Genomic DNA, 16479 nt, shown 5'->3' on the forward strand with positions numbered 1-16479 from the left:
CTGCTCCCCACCAATAATTGACGTTCAACCGCTCGCCGACATCAAGCCGGCGGCGGGACCAGTCCGATCAGCTTCATAGCCACCGCCTGCGCCACCATCGTCACCAGCCAGAACAGGCTGTCCCCGACGATCCGCCGCGGCGCCGCGCCGTGGTAGCGCTGCGTGACGGCCACCACCGGCAACACGAACCCCGCCCAGATCACCACCGCGCTGCCCACCGCCATGATCCACGGTGCCGCCTTGGGCGGCGCAAGGATCAGCGCGCCGGCGAGGATTGACGCGAACCAGAACAGGCCGAGTGCCGCCACGACGATCACGCTGACCGCTACGCGGCCGCGCCCGAACGCCACGTGATAGGCGGCACCCAGCATCAGCCCGATCAGCGTCGCGACGAGGATCGGCACGAGGTTGATCAGGATGTAGATCATGCCGGGAAGCGCCCTTTCAGCATCGCCCAGGCCGCGCGCAGGCCGAGCGCCTCGCCGCCCTTGGGGCGCCCGGGCTTCGAAGTCGGGCGCCACGCGAAGGTGTCGAAATGCGCCCAGGGCGTGCCCTCGGGCACGAAGCGGCGCAGGAACAGCGCGGCGGTCACCGATCCGGCGAAACCGCCGTCGGGGGCGTTGACGAGGTCCGCGATGTCCGAAGACAGCATGTCGTCATACCCGTCCCACAGCGGCAGCCGCCACAGTGGATCGCCGACCGCCGTCCCCGCCGCGAGCAAGGCCGCCGCCAGCGTCTCGTCATTGGCAAAGGTCGCGGGCAGATCGGGCCCGAGCGCGACGCGCGCCGCGCCGGTGAGCGTCGCGAAATCGAGGATCAGCGTTGGGTTTTCCTCGACCGCGCGCGTCAGCGCGTCGCCGAGCACGAGCCGGCCTTCGGCATCGGTGTTGGTGTTCTCGACCGTCAGCCCCTTGCGCGTGCGGAGCACGTCGCCCGGGCGGAAGGCGTTGCCCGCAATGCTGTTCTCGACCGCGGGGATCAGCAAGTGCAGCCGCACGGGGAGCCGCGCCGCCATCACCAGTCCGGCAAGCGCGAGCGCGTGCGCCGCGCCGCCCATGTCCTTCTTCATCAGCCGCATGCCCGACGACGGCTTGATATCGAGCCCGCCCGAATCGAAGCACACGCCTTTGCCGACGATCGCGATGCGGGGATGCGCGGGGTTGCCCCATTCGAGCTCGATCAGCCGCGGCTCGCGCCCGCGTGCGGCGGCCTGGCCGACCGCGTGGATCATCGGATAGCCCTTTTCGAGTGCGTCGCCTTTGGTCACGGCCACGGTCGCGCCGTGCGCCTGGGCGAGTTGCTGCGCCTCGGCTTCGAGCTCGGCCGGGCCGAGATCGGCGGCGGCGGTGTTGACGAGGTCGCGCACCTTGGCGGTGGCGCGGGCAAGCCGAACGGTTTCCTCGATCCGCGCGGGCTCGCCCGTCAGCAGTACGCGGGCGCCGACCGGGGTCTCCTCGCTGCGATAGCGATCGAACTTATGCTGCGCGAGGCACCAGCCGAGCATCGCCGCGCCGGGCTCGCCATTGGCGAGGCGATACGTTCCCTCGGGCAATTGCTCGCCGAGCGAGGCGATCCGCCACGGTGAGTCGAGGCTTTCGTTGCAGACGAGCAGCATCGCCCAATCCTCGGGCTTGTCGCCCGGCAGCACCGCGCGATTGCCGGGCTTGCCGGTCAGCCGGTGCGCGGCGACCACGGTGCGGATCCGCGGCGGCTGCGCGCCGAGCCACGCCTCCCACGCCTCGGGGCGAACGACGTGGATGAGGCGCGCGGACTGGCCGCGATCGGGTTGCAGCAAAGCCGCGGGGTCGAAGGTCATACCCCTTTATCGGAAGCGCAGCGCCGGGGCGCAACCCGCGGGTGTTTCAGGCGACGGGCACGCCGTACAGATCGTGCTCGTCGGCATCCTCGATGCTGACCGCCACGATGTCGCCCTGCTTGAGGTGGCCGGCGTCGCGCAGGAAGACCTCGCCGTCGATCTCGGGCGCGTCGGCCTTCGAGCGGCCGGTGGCGCCGCCCTCTTCATCCACCGCGTCGATGATGACGTCGAGCGTGCGGCCGACCTTGGCCTGGAGCTTGTCGGCCGAGATGCGCGCGGTGAGCTCCATCAGCCGCGCGTAACGCTCTTCCTTGATTTCGTCGGGCACGTGGTTGGGAAGGTCGTTGGCGGCGGCGCCCTCGACCGGCTCGAAGCGGAACGCGCCGACGCGGTCGAGCTGCGCTCCCTCGAGCCAGTCCATCAGATAGGCGAAGTCGTCCTCGGTCTCGCCGGGGAAGCCGACGACGAAGGTCGAGCGGATCGCGATGTCGGGGGCGATCGTGCGCCAAGTCTTGATGCGCTCGAGCACCTTGGTCTCGTTCGCCGGGCGCTTCATCAGCTTGAGCACGTTGCGGCTGGCGTGCTGGAACGGGATGTCGAGATAGGGGAGGATCAGCCCCTCGGCCATCAGCGGGATGACCTGGTCGACGTGCGGGTAGGGGTAGACGTAGTGCAGGCGCACCCAGGCGCCGAGCTTGCCGAGTTCGCGCGACAGATCCGTCATGTGCGCGCGGACTTCTTCGCCGTGCCACATGCGCGGCTGGTGGCGGATATCGACGCCGTAGGCCGAGGTGTCCTGGCTGATCACCAGCAATTCCTTGGTGCCCGCCTCGATCAGCTTCTCGGCTTCGCGCAGGATCGCATCGGGGCGGCGGCTGACGAGGTCGCCGCGCAAGCTGGGGATGATGCAGAAGCTGCAGCGGTGGTTGCAGCCTTCTGAGATCTTCAGATAGCTGTAGTGGCGCGGGGTGAGCTTGAGGCCGCTGTCGGGAACGAGGTTGAGGAACGCGCTCGGCGGCATCGGTGCCGCTTTGTGCACTGCGCCGACGACTTCTTCGTACTGGTGCGCGCCGGTGACGGCGAGGATGCCCGGGAATTTGGCGCGGATCATCTCCGCTTCCTTGCCCATGCAGCCCGTGACGATGACTCGGCCGTTCTCGGCGATCGCTTCGCCGATCGCTTCGAGCGATTCTTCCTTCGCCGAATCGAGGAAGCCGCAGGTGTTGACGAGCACGACGTCGGCGCCGGCATAATCGGGCGACATCGCATAGCCATCGCTGCGCAGCTTGGTCAGGATCCGCTCGCTATCGACCAGATTCTTGGGACAGCCGAGCGAGACCATGCCGATCTTCGGCGGGGAGGGGAGTGTTGTTGCCATGTGAACGGCGGCACATAGGCGTGTTCGCGCGAATTTTCCAGCGCTAGCCGTCGCGGCGCTGCGCGCGCGTGCTCTGGCAGGCCGATTCTTGGCTATCGCGGTGGCGCGATCGCATTTATTCCCTCGGCCGCATGACCCATCGCGCATCCTGGCTGGCCGTGCTGCTCCTCCTGGCGGGGTGTAGTCCCGACCGACCGCCCCCGGCGACGGTTCGCTATGCCGGCCTGCCCGTCAGCGGCAGCGTCGGCGATGCGCGCCGCGCGGGCTTCACCGACTGCGTCCAGCCCGATTGGGGGCGCCTGCGCTGCCGCCGTCACGACGTGAGGTTCGAAGGCGCGGGGCCGTATGAAGCGGCGGTCGATCTGGTCGGCCATGATGGCGGCGGCGGGTTCGACCAGCTGACGCTGTGGCACGCGGACGACCAATATGCCGTCTACAAGATCACCGACGCGCTCGAGAAACAGGGCTGGCAGAATTGCAGCACGGGCGATGGCGAGCGCGGCGACCAGATCGTCTACACGCGCAAGGGCGCGCCGGTCCGCGTCTCGATGGACCTTAGCTATTGGGGCAAGCGGCGGTTGCGGCTGATCCCCGCATGGAACACGAAGGAGCGACGCTGTTGAGCGAATTTATTCCCGAGGCCCCGCGGCCGCTGGCAACGCGCTACCGGTTGGTCGCGCATCCCGATCTGCCGCCCACCGCGGTCGAAGCGGTCGATGTCGATGTCATCAGGGACGGCGACACGCTGCTGCTGACCTTCATGGTCGAGGGCAACGACCATGTCGCCTTGCCCGATTGGGTCGCGGCGGCGCGCACCGACGATCTCTGGAAGACGACGTGCTGCGAGCTGTTCCTCGGCGTGGCGGGCGATTCCGGCTATGTCGAGTTCAACTATTCGCCCTCGACTCGCTGGGCGGCGTATCGCTTCGCGGCGCATCGCGCGGGTGGGCACGATCTGCCGCTCACGGTCGACCCCCGTGTCGACCGCGGTGATGACAATTCGGCGTATCTCGTCGAAGTCGAGCAATCGCTCTCCGATCTCCCCAGGGGGCCGTTCGAGATGGCGCTGACCGCGGTGATCGAGGAAACCGACGGCACCAAATCCTTCTGGGCGCTCGCCCACACCGACGGGCCGCCCGATTTCCACAACCGGGATTGCTTTATCGCGACCCTCCCGGCCGCCGACCACCCTTGACCCCAATTCGTTCCCCGGCGAAGGCCGGGGCCCAGTCGTGGAACAGCGGTTTGCCGACGCAGCGCTCGCCAACGATCGCGGTCGCGACTGGGCCCCGGCCTTCGCCGGGGAACGGACGAACCAGCGAGACCTTTGACCCATGAAATTCGGTATCGATCGCCTCCTCGCCGACCCCGCCTTGCGCGCCCCGCTAGAGGGCAAGCGCGTCGCCTTGCTCGCGCATCCTGCCTCGGTCACCGCCGACCTGACGCATTCGGTCGATGCGCTAATCGCGGCGGGGCTCACTGTCACCGCTATGTTCGGCCCGCAGCACGGCGTACGCGGCGACCTGCAGGACAATATGGTGGAGTCGCCCGACTTTACCGATCCGACTTACGGCATGCCGGTGTTCAGCCTGTATGGCGAAGTGCGCAAACCCACCGGGCAATCGATGAGCACGTTCGACGTGATGCTGGTCGACCTGCAGGATCTCGGCACGCGGATCTACACCTTCATCACGACGCTGCGCTACGTGCTCGAGGCCGCCGCCGAGCACGGCAAGACGGTGTGGGTGCTCGACCGCCCGAACCCGATCGGCCGGCCGATCGAGGGGCTGACTCTGCTGCCAGGCTGGGAAAGCTTCGTCGGCGCCGGGCCAATGCCGATGCGCCACGGCCTGACGATGGGCGAGCTCGGCCACTGGTTCATCGACCTGCTGAAACTCGACGTCGAATATCGCGTCATCGAAATGGAGGGCTGGCAGCCCGACGTCGCGCCGGGTTTCGGCTGGCCGAGCGACCGCGTGTGGATCAACCCCAGCCCCAACGCCCCCAACGTGATGATGGCGCGCGCTTACCCCGGCACGGTGATGCTCGAGGGCACGACGCTGTCCGAAGGCCGCGGCACGACGCGTCCGCTCGAACTGTTCGGCGCCCCCGATATCGACGCCCGCGCGGTCGTGGTCGAAATGCGTCGGCTGGCGCCCGAGTGGCTCGATGGCTGCCAGCTGCGCGACATCTGGTTCGAGCCGACTTTCCACAAGCATGTGAAGACCTTATGCAACGGTGTTCACATCCATGCGGAGGGTCCGGGCTATCATCACGCCGCGTTCCGTCCATGGCGCGTCCAGGCGCTGGCGTTCAAGGCGATCCGTGGGTTGTATCCCGATTACGATCTGTGGCGCGATTTCCCGTACGAATATGCCTTTGGGAAATTGCCGATCGACGTGATCAATGGCGGCCCGGGCTTGCGCGAGTGGACCGACGACTCGGCAGCGACGCCGCGCGACTTGGACGCGATGACACAGCCCGACGAGGCCGATTGGGCCGAGTCGCGGGCGCGTTTCCTGCTCTATTGAGCGATAGGACGGATACGACACTCGTTTCGTCGCGCTTGCGCAACGACTCGGGGGTGTGACGGGATTCGAAGGTGGCGCTTCATCCCTCGGTATTCCATGACAATTCTATCGATTGCCGGCCCGGGGGGGTCGTATCGTGTGCCGGAGAAACGTCGTGGAATCCGATCGTCACTTCTACATGCGCCGTGTCGTCGCAGAACGCCTTGCCGCCGCTCGCGCCGTTACCGAGGAGGGCCGCCAGCGCCGCCTCGTCCTCGTCGAGACCTATCTGCAGAAACTCCAGGCGATGCCGGCCTGACCCGGATCACCGCTTGCGCGTCAACTCGCGCATCGCCTCGTCGAGGCCGGCGAGCGTCAGCGGGTACATCCGGTCGGTCATCAGCTCGCGGATGATGCGCAGGCTCTGCGAATAGCCCCATTGCTGTTCGGGGATCGGGTTGAGCCACACCGCCGCTGGGTAGGTGTTGGTCAGCCGATGCATCCACACCGCGCCCGATTCCTCGTTGAAATGCTCGACCGAGCCGCCGGGATGCGTGATCTCGTACGGGCTCATCGAGGCATCGCCGACGAACACCAGCTTGTAATCATGGCCGAACTTGTGGAGCACGTCCCACATCGGCGTCCGTTCGGAAAAGCGGCGGGTGTTGTCCTTCCAAACGCCCTCGTACGGGCAATTGTGGAAATAGAAGAATTCGAGGTTCTTGAACTCGGTCGTCGCCGCCGAGAACAGCTCCTCGCAGAGCTTGACCCACGGGTCCATCGATCCCCCGACATCGAGGAACAGCAGCAGCTTGACCGCATTGCGCCGCTCGGCGCGCATCACGACGTCGAGCCAGCCCTGCCGCGCGGTGCCAGCGATCGTCGCGTCGATATCGAGCTCGTCCGCCGCGCCGTCGCGCGCGAACTTGCGCAGGCGGCGCAGCGCGATCTTGATGTTGCGGGTGCCGAGCTCCTTGGTGTTGTCGAGGTTCTTGAAGTCGCGCTGGTCCCACACCTTCAGCGCGCGCTTGTGGACGCTTTCGCCGCCGATACGGACGCCCTCGGGATTGTAGCCGCTATTGCCGTACGGGCTGGTGCCGCCGGTGCCGATCCACTTGCTGCCGCCTTGGTGGCGCTCGTGCTGCTCGTCGAGCCGCTTCTTGAGCGTCTCCATGATCTCGTCCCACGAACCGAGCGATTCGATCTTCGCCATTTCCTCAGGGCTGAGATATTTCTCGGCGACGGCCTTCAACCAGTCGGCGGGGATATCGGCGCTGGTCTGGCCGAAGGTGGTGGCGATGCCCTTGAACACCTTGGCGAAGACCTGGTCGAACTTGTCGAGCAGCCCCTCGTCCTTCACGTAGACGGCGCGCGACAGATAATAGAAATCCTCGGGCGTGCGGTCGATCACTTCGGCGTCGAGCGCCTCGAGCAGGAGCAGATGCTCCTTGAGGCTGGCGGGGATGCCGGCGGCGCGGAGCTCGTCGAGGAAATTTAGGAACATGGCGCCATGCTAGGGCCGGCGCTCGTACAGTGTCCAGTGGGATCCGGACAGGCCATGCGCGCGCGCGGACGCAAAGGCGCGATAGCGTACCCCGCATCGGACCGGATCGACCGGGAAGGTCTCGCCCTTGAACCGATCGACGAACAGGAAGCGGACGGGCTTGCACCCGGGGGCCAGGACCCTGATCGGGTAGTGCAGATGCGCTGCGGCAACCTCGAGCATCGCTTGTCCCATCCAGCGGTCGATGACCACCACGCCACCGCGCGGCGCGCGCGCGCGCATCGCGATGATCGCTTGGGTGGGGTCTCCGCGCTGGTTGCGGATGAGGTCGACATCCTGCCACAGGCTGCCGGCGGTTATTCCTGCCAGCGCGAGCAAAGCGAGTCCGCGGTGCCACCCGCCCCGCGCGATCATCGTTCCGCTGGCCTCGGCGATCAGCAACAGCAAGGCAAGCGCTGCCACCAGGTAATAGCGCGGGTGCCCGGGATTGCCGGCGTGGAGGATGGCGAGGGTCACCGGAAACGCCGCTATCGCAAGCGTATAGAAGATCGCGCGGTCGGTGCCGAGACGCCGCGCCAGAACCACCAGGATCAGCGCGGCGGGCATCAGCCAGAGCGAAACGATCGGCCAGCCAATCGTGTAGCCGAGCATCTCGACGATCGCGTGGAGGAAGAGCAGAAGCTCGAACGGTTTGTAATCGCCGAATTGAAACCCCAGCGGGCTGGCCAAGGCCGCCCCGGCGAGGACGCCGAGCACGATGCCGAGCGTGATCACCGCTGGAAAGAACAGGACGAGCGCCCGCCTCGCGGCCACGACCACGCCGTGTCGCGCGTACAGCGTCAAGCACACCCAGCCGATCAGGGCAATGCAGCCGAACAGCATCGTCAGTTGCGACAGCGCGCCGAGCGCAAAGCACAAGGCCAGCCGCATCCGCGTACGCTCGCCGCGTTCGTCGACCAGCCAGCGATCGATGAGCAGGATCGCGAGGAGCAAGGCGAGCGACATGCCCGCATAGCCGCGCGCTTCCGATCCCATCGTCACGACCATCGGCGAGACGGCGAACAGCAGCGCTGCGATCAGCGCGATGCCGTGGCTGCGTCGGCGAAAGATCTCCGCGGCGACGGGAATCGCCAATGTGCCAGCGACGATCGACAGCGCGCGCTGCAGCAATGGGGGCGCGTCGAATCCGACGAACTGCAACCATAGCGAATTGAGATGGTGATTGTTGTCGTGATTGATCTTGAGGAAAACCCCGAGCGGCGTCCCCGCCATGTGCGCGAGCTCGGCCGACCACGCTTCATCGAGCCACAGCCCGCCCGTCGCCGCGGCGGTTCGCAGGCCGAGGCCAAGCAGCATGATCGCCGCGAGGAAGAAGGAAAATTGCCGCTGCACTCGATACGCCCCCCGATACGGCGGGTCTAGCGACGCGATGTTGCGCGATGGTTAACGCTTTACCGAACGTACGAGTCGATCAGCGCACCGACATAATCGGGATCGCGTCCGGTGAGTTCGGGGGCGGGCTGGGCGCGGCTGCCATGATCGAGCGTGCTGCCATAAACGAAGCCGTAGGTCGGGTAGATCGTGCTCCCCAGGCCATCCATGTCGCGGTACCACACCTTGACCGCGCTCCAGTCGCCGCGTGGCGAAACGTCGGTGAGCGTGACGTCCTGCTCGGCATGGCCGCGTTCGCCGTTCTGGCGCGACCAATTGGCGTGCGTCACCATCACGACATGGCTGTCGACCACGCGACTGATCACCGCGACATGGCCGAGCGGCAGCCGCGACGTGCGTTCGAACACGATCACCGCGCCAGGGCGGGGGATATCGCCGCGCTGATACCGTCCCGCGGCTTGCGTCCACCAGGTCCAGGCGTCGCCATAGATCGCGATGCCCGAGGCCGCGCGCGCGAACGGTACGCACTGGCCGACATAGTCGAGCAGCGAGGTCTTCGCGCCTGCGGGCATACCGAGCGGCAGCAGCGCGGCCGCGAACAGCAAGGGAAAAAGGTTACGCATACAGGCATCCGATACCGGGTGCCCCCCAAAGACCGCGTAACGGGAAAGGGTTTAAGCTGAGGTTACCATCGTTCGACCGGACCCCGCGCGATCAACCGCTCAGCCCTTGTTCTGCTGTCGTTTGGCCATGAAGGCGAGGCGTTCGAACAGCATCACGTCCTGCTCGTTCTTGAGCAGCGCGCCGTGCAGCGGCGGGATCGCCTTGGTCGGATCGCGGTTCTGCAACACGTCGAGCGGCATGTCCTCGTGGAGCAGCAGCTTGAGCCAGTCGAGCAATTCGCTCGTGCTCGGCTTCTTCTTGAGGCCGGGGACGTCGCGCACGTCGTAGAAGATATCCATCGCGCGGTTGACGAGGATCTTCTGGATGCCGGGGAAGTGGACGTCGACGATCGCCTGCATCGTCGCACGGTCGGGAAATTTGATGTAGTGGAAGAAGCAGCGGCGTAGGAATGCGTCGGGCAGTTCCTTCTCGTTGTTGCTGGTGATGATGACGATCGGGCGCTCGATCGCGCGGACCGTTTCCTTGGTTTCGTAGACATGGAATTCCATGCGATCGAGTTCCTGCAACAGATCGTTGGGGAATTCGATGTCGGCCTTGTCGATCTCGTCGATCAGCAGGACGGGGGGCGTGTCGCGCGTAAAGGCTTCCCACAATTTGCCGCGGCGGATGTAATTGGCGATGTCGTGGACCCGTTCGTCGCCGAGCTGACCGTCGCGGAGCCGCGCGACGGCGTCATATTCGTACAGGCCTTGCTGTGCCTTGGTGGTCGATTTGATGTTCCACTCGATCAGCTCGGCACCCAGCGCCTTGGCGATCTCATACGCGAGCACGGTCTTGCCGGTGCCGGGCTCGCCCTTGACGAGCAGCGGCCGGCGCAGCGTGACGGCGGCGTTGACCGCGACCTTGAGATCGTCGGTCGCGACATAGCCCTGTGTGCCCTCGAAACGCTTCATCGCTGCAATCCCGTTTCATTTGAATACCGGGTACGGCGATAGAGGGAAACGGGGGCGCAGCGCAAGCCGCGGCTAGAGCCGATCGCGCGCGATCGCGCGCGCCTCGATCAAGTCGCACAGGCCACGATGCTGCGCGAAGGTTTGTTGCGCACCGAACGCCATCGCGCGGCGGACCGCAGCGCTGGCGCCGTGGCCTTCGGCGATCGTCTTGGTTTCGGCGATGTCGGGAAGCTGCGTCGCGGCGATCGTCGAGCCGGCCCGGCGCGCCGCCGCATCGAGGATTGCGCGGAAGGCGTGCCAGTCGATCACCAGCGCGAGCGCCGCGCCGGTCGAGCAGCCCGCGCGATCCGACCGCGCGAGCATGTCGAAGGTATGGCGCATCGCGGCGAAGGCGGCGTCGCTCTCGGCCTGGCCCGGTGTCGATGGCAGTGGCCCGACCGCGGCCGTCAGATGCGCGAGGTAGCCGCGTTCGAGTTGGAAGCCCTCGGCGGCCGCGGCGATCCAGCGATTGTCGAGCTTGGCCACGCTGCGTCGCGCGGCTTCGTCGAACAGATCGTTGAGCCGGCCGTGGACCGAGCACAAGGCGTGCACGGCATCGGCGAGGTCGCGCCCGGCAGCGCCAGGCGCCGACAGCCGCCGGAACAGCGTGTGCCCGGCAACGCCGTCGTCGATCGCCAAGGCCGCGATGCAGCCTGCGTCTGCCGCTGTCGTGGAATGATTGGATGCGATCGCCATGAGCTCCGTATTGTCCCTCTTGTCCCGAGCCGGAAGTGGCGCGGGCGTTGTTCGCTGCGAGGAGTGCAACAAAGGGATATACCGAACCGCGTAAAGAGCTGGTTTAGAGGCAGTTAAGGGTACCTAAACCAGATCGCTGATCTGACACGCGGCTATGATCACCGCGACCGCCCCGACGATCGCGCCATCGCGGCGGATCGGCGCGAGCGCAATCCGAACGCGAAGCGCCGGATGGGCGGCGCGGAGCAGAGCGCTGTCGAGCGGGGCGGTCGCCTTGCCGCCGAGCGCGTCGGCGAGCGCCGCCTCGAACGCGGGGCGTTCGTCCGCTGCGAAAAAAGCGGCGAAGCGCTGCTGGAGCGGCACCGTAGAAGCGAGGTCGAGCATCGCACCGAACGCCCCGCTGATCGGCTCGCCGAGCATGCCGTCGGGATCGAGTGTTACGGTCGCGATTCCGGCGACGGCGAGCGCCGCGCTGGTAGCGTGCGCTGCGCGCGAGTCGCGATCGCGTGTCGCGTCTTGAGCGATGATCGCGACGCCGGCACCGGCCGGCTCGATTGCGAGCAACAGCATCCGCCCCGCGCGCGCCGCCGATGCGATTTCGAGCCGCTCGCCGATGCCGCGGTCGATCACTTGGCGGATTGCCGTGGCAAGCGTCGCGCGGACGCCAGGCGGCACGATCGCATCGACGGGCGCGCCCGGTCGCGCCAGAACGCCGAAATACGCGCGCGCCGCCCGGCTCGAACCGAGGATCGCGCCAGACGAATCGGCGACGAGCACCGAGTCGCCGATCGCATCGAGCACCGCGATCGCATCGATGGGCGTTGGAGCGGGCAGAGAGGGTTGCGCCGCGCACAGCGCATCCATCGTCTCGATTGAGGTCAGCACGAAGCGCGGGCGACCGCGATGGAGGACATAGAGCGGGGCACGCGCGGCGCGCTCCTGCCACGCGCCGAAATGGCGCACGAGGTCCGAGGCGGTAACGAGCTGGTCAGCGGCGAGGGCGGGGTGCGACGACATCGCGCAAGGCGTACGCAAAAGTCGCCGCTGCCGTCACACGGTCACGCCGATATGGACCCATCTTGCGGCGGATTTGCAAGGGTCGGCGGTACGCAAATCGCGTATCTGACGGTATCGCGGCGGAGCGGTCGCTCGGCCGCGCCCAGCGAAGCGGCAGCGGTGGCGCCGGGCCACCGCTGCCGTCTGGCTTATTGGTCGAGGAACGACCGCATCTTGCGGCTGCGGCTCGGATGCTTGAGCTTGCGCAGCGCCTTCGCCTCGATCTGGCGAATACGCTCGCGCGTGACCGAGAATTGCTGGCCGACTTCCTCGAGCGTGTGGTCGGTGTTCATGCCGATCCCGAAACGCATGCGCAGCACGCGCTCCTCGCGCGGGGTAAGGCTCGCCAGCACCCGCGTGACGGTTTCCTTGAGGTTCGCCTGGATCGCGGCATCGACCGGGATGATCGCGTTCTTGTCCTCGATGAAATCGCCGAGATGCGAATCCTCCTCGTCGCCGATCGGCGTCTCGAGACTGATCGGCTCCTTGGCGATCTTCATCACCTTGCGGACCTTCTCGAGCGGCATCGACAGACGCTCGGCCATTTCCTCGGGCGTGGGCTCGCGGCCCTGCTCGTGGAGGAACTGGCGGCTGGTGCGCACCAGCTTGTTGATCGTCTCGATCATGTGCACCGGGATACGGATGGTGCGCGCCTGATCGGCGATCGAGCGGGTGATTGCCTGACGGATCCACCACGTCGCATAGGTGCTGAACTTGTAGCCGCGGCGATACTCGAACTTATCGACCGCCTTCATCAGGCCGATATTGCCCTCCTGGATGAGATCCAGGAACTGCAGGCCGCGGTTGGTGTATTTCTTGGCGATCGAGATCACCAGCCGCAGGTTCGCCTCGACCATTTCCTTCTTGGCGATACGCGCCTCGCGCTCGCCCTTCTGGACCATGTTGACGATGCGGCGGAATTCGGTGAGCGCCATGCCGGTGGCCTGGCTGATCTCCGAAATCTCGGTGCGGATGCGGTCGGCGGCATCGCTCTCGTTGGTGACGAAGGCGGTCCACTTCTTGTCGATCTTGGCGACCGACGGGAGGAACTGCTCGTCGAGCTCGTGGCCGATATAGCGATCGAGGAAGTCCTTGCGCGGCACCTTGTGGCGCTCGGCAAGGCGCAGCATCTGGCCGCCCAGCGCGGTCAGGCGCCGGTTGAAGGCGTAGAGCTGGTCGACCAGATATTCGATCTTGGCGTTGTGGAACTGGACGCTCTCGACCTCGGCCGTGAGCTCCTCGCGCAGCTTGTGATACTTCTTCTCGTCGCCGCTCGACAGCTCGCCGCCGCCCGCCATCGCGTCGAGCCGCGCCTGCTGGATCTTGGAGAACTTCTTGTAGAGCGCGGTGATGTTGGCGAAGCGTTCGAGCGCGATGGGTTTCAGCTGCTCTTCCATCTGCGCGAGGCTGAGGGTGTTGTCCTCTTCCTCGTCGTCCGAAGCGCGCGGCGTACGGCGCTCGCCATCCTCGTCCTCGTCGACCGACGGCTCTTCGGGCTCGGCCTCTTCCTTGAACGACGGGCCGGCGTTCTTCTCGGAGATCTCGCCGTCGCCCTCTTCGGCTTCGGCCATCGCCTCAGGCGCCGGGTCCTTCGACAGCATCGCGTCGAGATCCATGATCTCGCGCAACTGCATCGTGCCCTCGTTGAGCGCGGTCGACCAATCGATGATCGCGTTGAAGGTGATCGGCGATTCGCACAGACCGAGGATCATCGTGTCGCGGCCGGCCTCGATCCGCTTGGCGATGGCGATTTCGCCCTCGCGGCTGAGCAATTCGACCGCGCCCATCTCGCGCAAGTACATCCGCACCGGATCGTCGGTGCGATCGATGACTTCCTTCTTCTTGACGTCGAGCGCGGGGCCGGCGTCTTCGCCCGGCTCGGCCGTCTCGGCATCGTCCTCGTCGTCCTGCTTGGGCTGCTCGTCGCCTTCTTCGCCCTGCTCGTCATTCTCGACGATGTTGATGCCCATTTCGCTCAGCGCGGCGCTGATGTCCTCGATCTGGTCGGACGACATCTCGCCCTGCGGGAGCGCTTCGTTGAGCTGCTCGTAGGTGATGTAGCCACGCTTCTTTGCGCGGGCGATCACCTTCTTGATCGACGCATCGTTCAAATCGATCAGCGGCGCATCGCTACCCTCGGTGGTTTCACCGACATCCGCCATATCCGTCTTCGCCATCAACTGCCCTCAGCAAAAGCCCTGGCGTCCTCGTTCGACTGCACCAGATTGGCGAGTCGCGCGTCCAGAGCCTGTTGTTCCTTCACGAGCGACACTTGCCGCTCGAACGCCTCATCCGAATAATCGGTCTGCATCATCGCCGTCGCTTCGGCCAGAGCCGCGTCCACTTCAGGCCGCGCCACCAGGATCGCGATCGCCTCATCGAGCTCCTCGCGTGCCCTGGCGGGCTCGGCATCTCTTTGGGTGAACGAACACATGAGTTGGTCGGCCCGCAACAGATCGTGCGCGATTATATCAAATCCAGATGTGGCCAATATGGTAAGAAGGCGCTCACTATCAAGCGTCTGTTCTTCAACGGCTGCATCAATCATCGCATCGAGCAGGTGCGAGAGGCGGTGATCGGTGATGGTGAGGCGGCTGAGCTCGCCGATATGGCGCCCGATTTCGGTCGGATGGCGGAGCAGGCCGATCAGCACCGGTTTGGTCAGCACGCCGTCCATGCCGCGTGCGTGGATGCCCTTGGCGCCGTCGCCGACCGGGCCGGGGGCGGGCTTCCACGGCTGGTTGCCTTTGCGCCCGCCACCGCCTTGCGGGCGGGGGACGAACGGCGCGCGGGGCGGGCGGGCGTTGAGCGCGTCGGTGCGGCGGCGGAATTCGGCGATATATTCCGACTTCACATTGGCATCGGCGATGGTGTTGGCGATCTCGGTGAGGCGTTGCTTGAGGCCGGCGCGCTGTTCGGGGGTGGTGAGCGGTTCGGCGGCGAATTCGCTCGCCCACAGCCGGTCGACCAGCGGCTCGGGCTTGGCGAGCAGCGCCTCGAGCGCGCCGGGGCCCTTGGTGCGGACGAGATCGTCGGGGTCGACGCCCGGCGGGAGCGTGACGAAGGCGAGGCTGCGGCCGGGCTGGAGCAGGGGAGTGGCACGGTGCGCGGCGCGGATCGCGGCCTTCTGCCCCGCGCTGTCGCCGTCGAAGCACAGGATCGGGACCTCGGCGAGCCGCCACAGCCGCTCGAGCTGCGCTTCGGTCAGCGCGGTGCCGAGCGGGGCGACCGCCTCGCGGAACCCCGCCTGGGCGAGCGCGATGACGTCCATATAGCCCTCGACCACGAGCACGCGGCCGGTCTTGCGCGTGGCGGGGGCGGCCTTGTCGAGATTGTAGAGCGTGCGGCCCTTGTCGAAGAGCGGAGTCTCGGGGGAGTTCAGATATTTCGGCTCGCCATCGCCGATGATCCGCCCGCCGAACGCGATCGTGCGGCCGCGCGGATCGCGGATCGGGATCATCAGGCGGCCGCGGAAGCGATCGTACGGGGTCTTTTCCTCGACCTTGATGAGCAGGCCCGCCTCGACCAGCAGCGGGTCGCCATAGTCCTTCAGCGCGCCCTTGAGGCTCCCGCGCGAATCGGGGGCGAAGCCGAGCCCGAACTCGCGCGCGGTCTCGGGCTTGATCCCGCGCTTGGCAAGAATGTCGCGTGCGGTAGCGCCGGCGAGGCCGTTGAGCTGGTCGGTGAACCAGCTGGCGGCGTCGGCACAGGCTTCGTGCAGGCCCTTGGCGGCTTCGGCCTTCTCGGCGGCGCGCGGGTCCATCGCCGGGAGTTCCATCCCGGCGTTTTGCGCGAGTTCCTTGACGGCATCCATGAAGGGCAGGCCGCGCTGGTCGGTCATCCAGCGGATCGCGTCGCCATGCGCCGAGCAGCCGAAGCAATGGTAGAAGCCCTTGTCGTCGTTGACGTAGAACGACGGCGTCTTCTCGTTGTGGAACGGGCAGCACGCGCGCCATTCGCGGCCGGCCTTCTGGAGCTTGGTGGTCTGGCCGACCAAGCTCGACAGCAGGGTGCGCGCGCGAAGTTCGTCGAGGAATTGCGGGGAGAGGGTCATGCGCGAGGTTCTGCGACTGAGGGAGCATCCGCCCATCCGTTCGTTTCGAGCGAAGTCGAAAAACCGGAGCTGCTGCCGGGTTTCTCGACTTCGCTCGAAACAAACGGGGAGCAAATGGTGTCTGTTGGGGCGGCGGTTCGCTCTTTCGGCGGGCGGGCGAAATGCGACACCAAGGACCAATTTCCCGCGATCAACGCCTCCTTCTTCGCGCGCGACCAGCCGCCGCCCATCCGCTCGGCCTCGAGCGCTTCGATCCGGCTTGGGAAATATTCGCTCCACACCAATGCCACCGGCATGCGCCGCGAAGTGAACTCACAATGCCCGCCGGTCTGGTGCTCGCCAATCCGGCGATCGAGATTGTCGGTGTGACCCATGTAGAATTTGCCGTCGGAGCAGCGGAGTATGTATGCCCAAAACGCCATGCGCCCATAATGCGCGCATCGTACCGTTCGTGTCG

The 16479-nt window shown here is 66.3% G+C and carries 16 protein-coding genes; 4 read left to right on the forward strand and 12 right to left on the reverse strand.

What is annotated here, in order from left to right:
• Positions 1-41: 41 nt before the first annotated feature.
• From IE187_RS14340 to rimO, 3 genes are read right to left on the reverse strand one after another with little or no spacing between them, the layout of a single operon-like run.
• On the reverse strand, positions 42-428 hold the full coding sequence (locus IE187_RS14340; RefSeq protein ID WP_189676808.1) for a hypothetical protein: 387 nt from the start codon (positions 426-428) through the stop codon (positions 42-44).
• Positions 425-1816, reverse strand: coding sequence for a leucyl aminopeptidase family protein (locus IE187_RS14345; RefSeq protein WP_189676809.1), 1392 nt, complete (start codon positions 1814-1816; stop codon positions 425-427). The genes IE187_RS14340 and IE187_RS14345 overlap by 4 nt, the downstream gene beginning before the upstream one ends.
• A gap of 46 nt (positions 1817-1862) precedes the next feature.
• Positions 1863-3194 (reverse strand): 30S ribosomal protein S12 methylthiotransferase RimO, encoded by a 1332-nt coding sequence (gene rimO / locus IE187_RS14350; RefSeq protein ID WP_189676810.1) that lies wholly within the window; start codon positions 3192-3194, stop codon positions 1863-1865.
• A 158-nt stretch (positions 3195-3352) separates the two neighbouring features.
• On the opposite strand from rimO, the gene IE187_RS14355 reads away from it, so the two are divergent.
• The 4 genes from IE187_RS14355 to IE187_RS14370 all read left to right on the forward strand — a co-directional run bounded on the left by IE187_RS14355 (position 3353) and on the right by IE187_RS14370 (position 6023).
• A complete protein-coding gene (locus tag IE187_RS14355; RefSeq protein WP_229839420.1) occupies positions 3353-3817 on the forward strand; it encodes a hypothetical protein in 465 nt (154 codons plus the stop codon).
• The gene (locus IE187_RS14360) at positions 3814-4389 is read left to right on the forward strand and encodes a DOMON-like domain-containing protein (RefSeq protein ID WP_189676811.1); all 576 of its coding nucleotides are present in this window, start codon (positions 3814-3816) and stop codon (positions 4387-4389) included. Before IE187_RS14355 ends, IE187_RS14360 begins: the two co-directional genes overlap by 4 nt.
• A gap of 139 nt (positions 4390-4528) precedes the next feature.
• Positions 4529-5725, forward strand: coding sequence for an exo-beta-N-acetylmuramidase NamZ family protein (locus IE187_RS14365; RefSeq protein ID WP_189676812.1), 1197 nt, complete (start codon positions 4529-4531; stop codon positions 5723-5725).
• Positions 5726-5879: 154 nt separating this feature from the next.
• Entirely contained in the window at positions 5880-6023 is a 144-nt protein-coding gene (locus IE187_RS14370; protein ID WP_157134576.1) for a hypothetical protein, read from the forward strand.
• A 6-nt stretch (positions 6024-6029) separates the two neighbouring features.
• Here IE187_RS14370 and IE187_RS14375 read toward each other — a convergent pair whose 3' ends face one another.
• The 9 genes from IE187_RS14375 to IE187_RS14415 all read right to left on the reverse strand — a co-directional run bounded on the left by IE187_RS14375 (position 6030) and on the right by IE187_RS14415 (position 16444).
• Positions 6030-7208 (reverse strand): vWA domain-containing protein, encoded by a 1179-nt coding sequence (locus IE187_RS14375; RefSeq protein ID WP_189676813.1) that lies wholly within the window; start codon positions 7206-7208, stop codon positions 6030-6032.
• Positions 7209-7217: 9 nt separating this feature from the next.
• On the reverse strand, positions 7218-8600 hold the full coding sequence (locus IE187_RS14380; protein ID WP_133187245.1) for a hypothetical protein: 1383 nt from the start codon (positions 8598-8600) through the stop codon (positions 7218-7220).
• A gap of 59 nt (positions 8601-8659) precedes the next feature.
• Complete coding sequence (locus IE187_RS14385) at positions 8660-9223, reverse strand: CHAP domain-containing protein (RefSeq protein WP_189676814.1); 564 nt, start codon at positions 9221-9223, stop codon at positions 8660-8662.
• A 99-nt stretch (positions 9224-9322) separates the two neighbouring features.
• A complete protein-coding gene (locus tag IE187_RS14390; protein ID WP_189676815.1) occupies positions 9323-10177 on the reverse strand; it encodes an AAA family ATPase in 855 nt (284 codons plus the stop codon).
• A gap of 72 nt (positions 10178-10249) precedes the next feature.
• Complete coding sequence (locus IE187_RS14395) at positions 10250-10912, reverse strand: DUF6975 family protein (protein ID WP_189676816.1); 663 nt, start codon at positions 10910-10912, stop codon at positions 10250-10252.
• Positions 10913-11035: 123 nt separating this feature from the next.
• Complete coding sequence (locus IE187_RS14400; protein WP_189676817.1) at positions 11036-11929, reverse strand: PAS domain-containing protein; 894 nt, start codon at positions 11927-11929, stop codon at positions 11036-11038.
• A gap of 188 nt (positions 11930-12117) precedes the next feature.
• Entirely contained in the window at positions 12118-14145 is a 2028-nt protein-coding gene (gene rpoD / locus IE187_RS14405; protein ID WP_189676818.1) for an RNA polymerase sigma factor RpoD, read from the reverse strand.
• Positions 14145-16022, reverse strand: a complete 1878-nt coding sequence (gene dnaG / locus IE187_RS14410) for a DNA primase (protein WP_189676819.1) — start codon at positions 16020-16022, stop codon at positions 14145-14147. Before dnaG ends, rpoD begins: the two co-directional genes overlap by 1 nt.
• Positions 16019-16444 carry a GIY-YIG nuclease family protein gene (locus tag IE187_RS14415; protein WP_189676820.1) on the reverse strand — a complete coding sequence of 142 codons (426 nt, stop codon included), beginning with the start codon at positions 16442-16444 and terminating at the stop codon, positions 16019-16021. The genes dnaG and IE187_RS14415 overlap by 4 nt, the downstream gene beginning before the upstream one ends.
• Positions 16445-16479 lie beyond the last annotated feature (35 nt).

The sequence above is a fragment of the Sphingomonas glacialis genome, from assembly GCF_014653575.1.
Classification (GTDB): Bacteria; Pseudomonadota; Alphaproteobacteria; order Sphingomonadales; family Sphingomonadaceae; genus Sphingomonas; species Sphingomonas glacialis.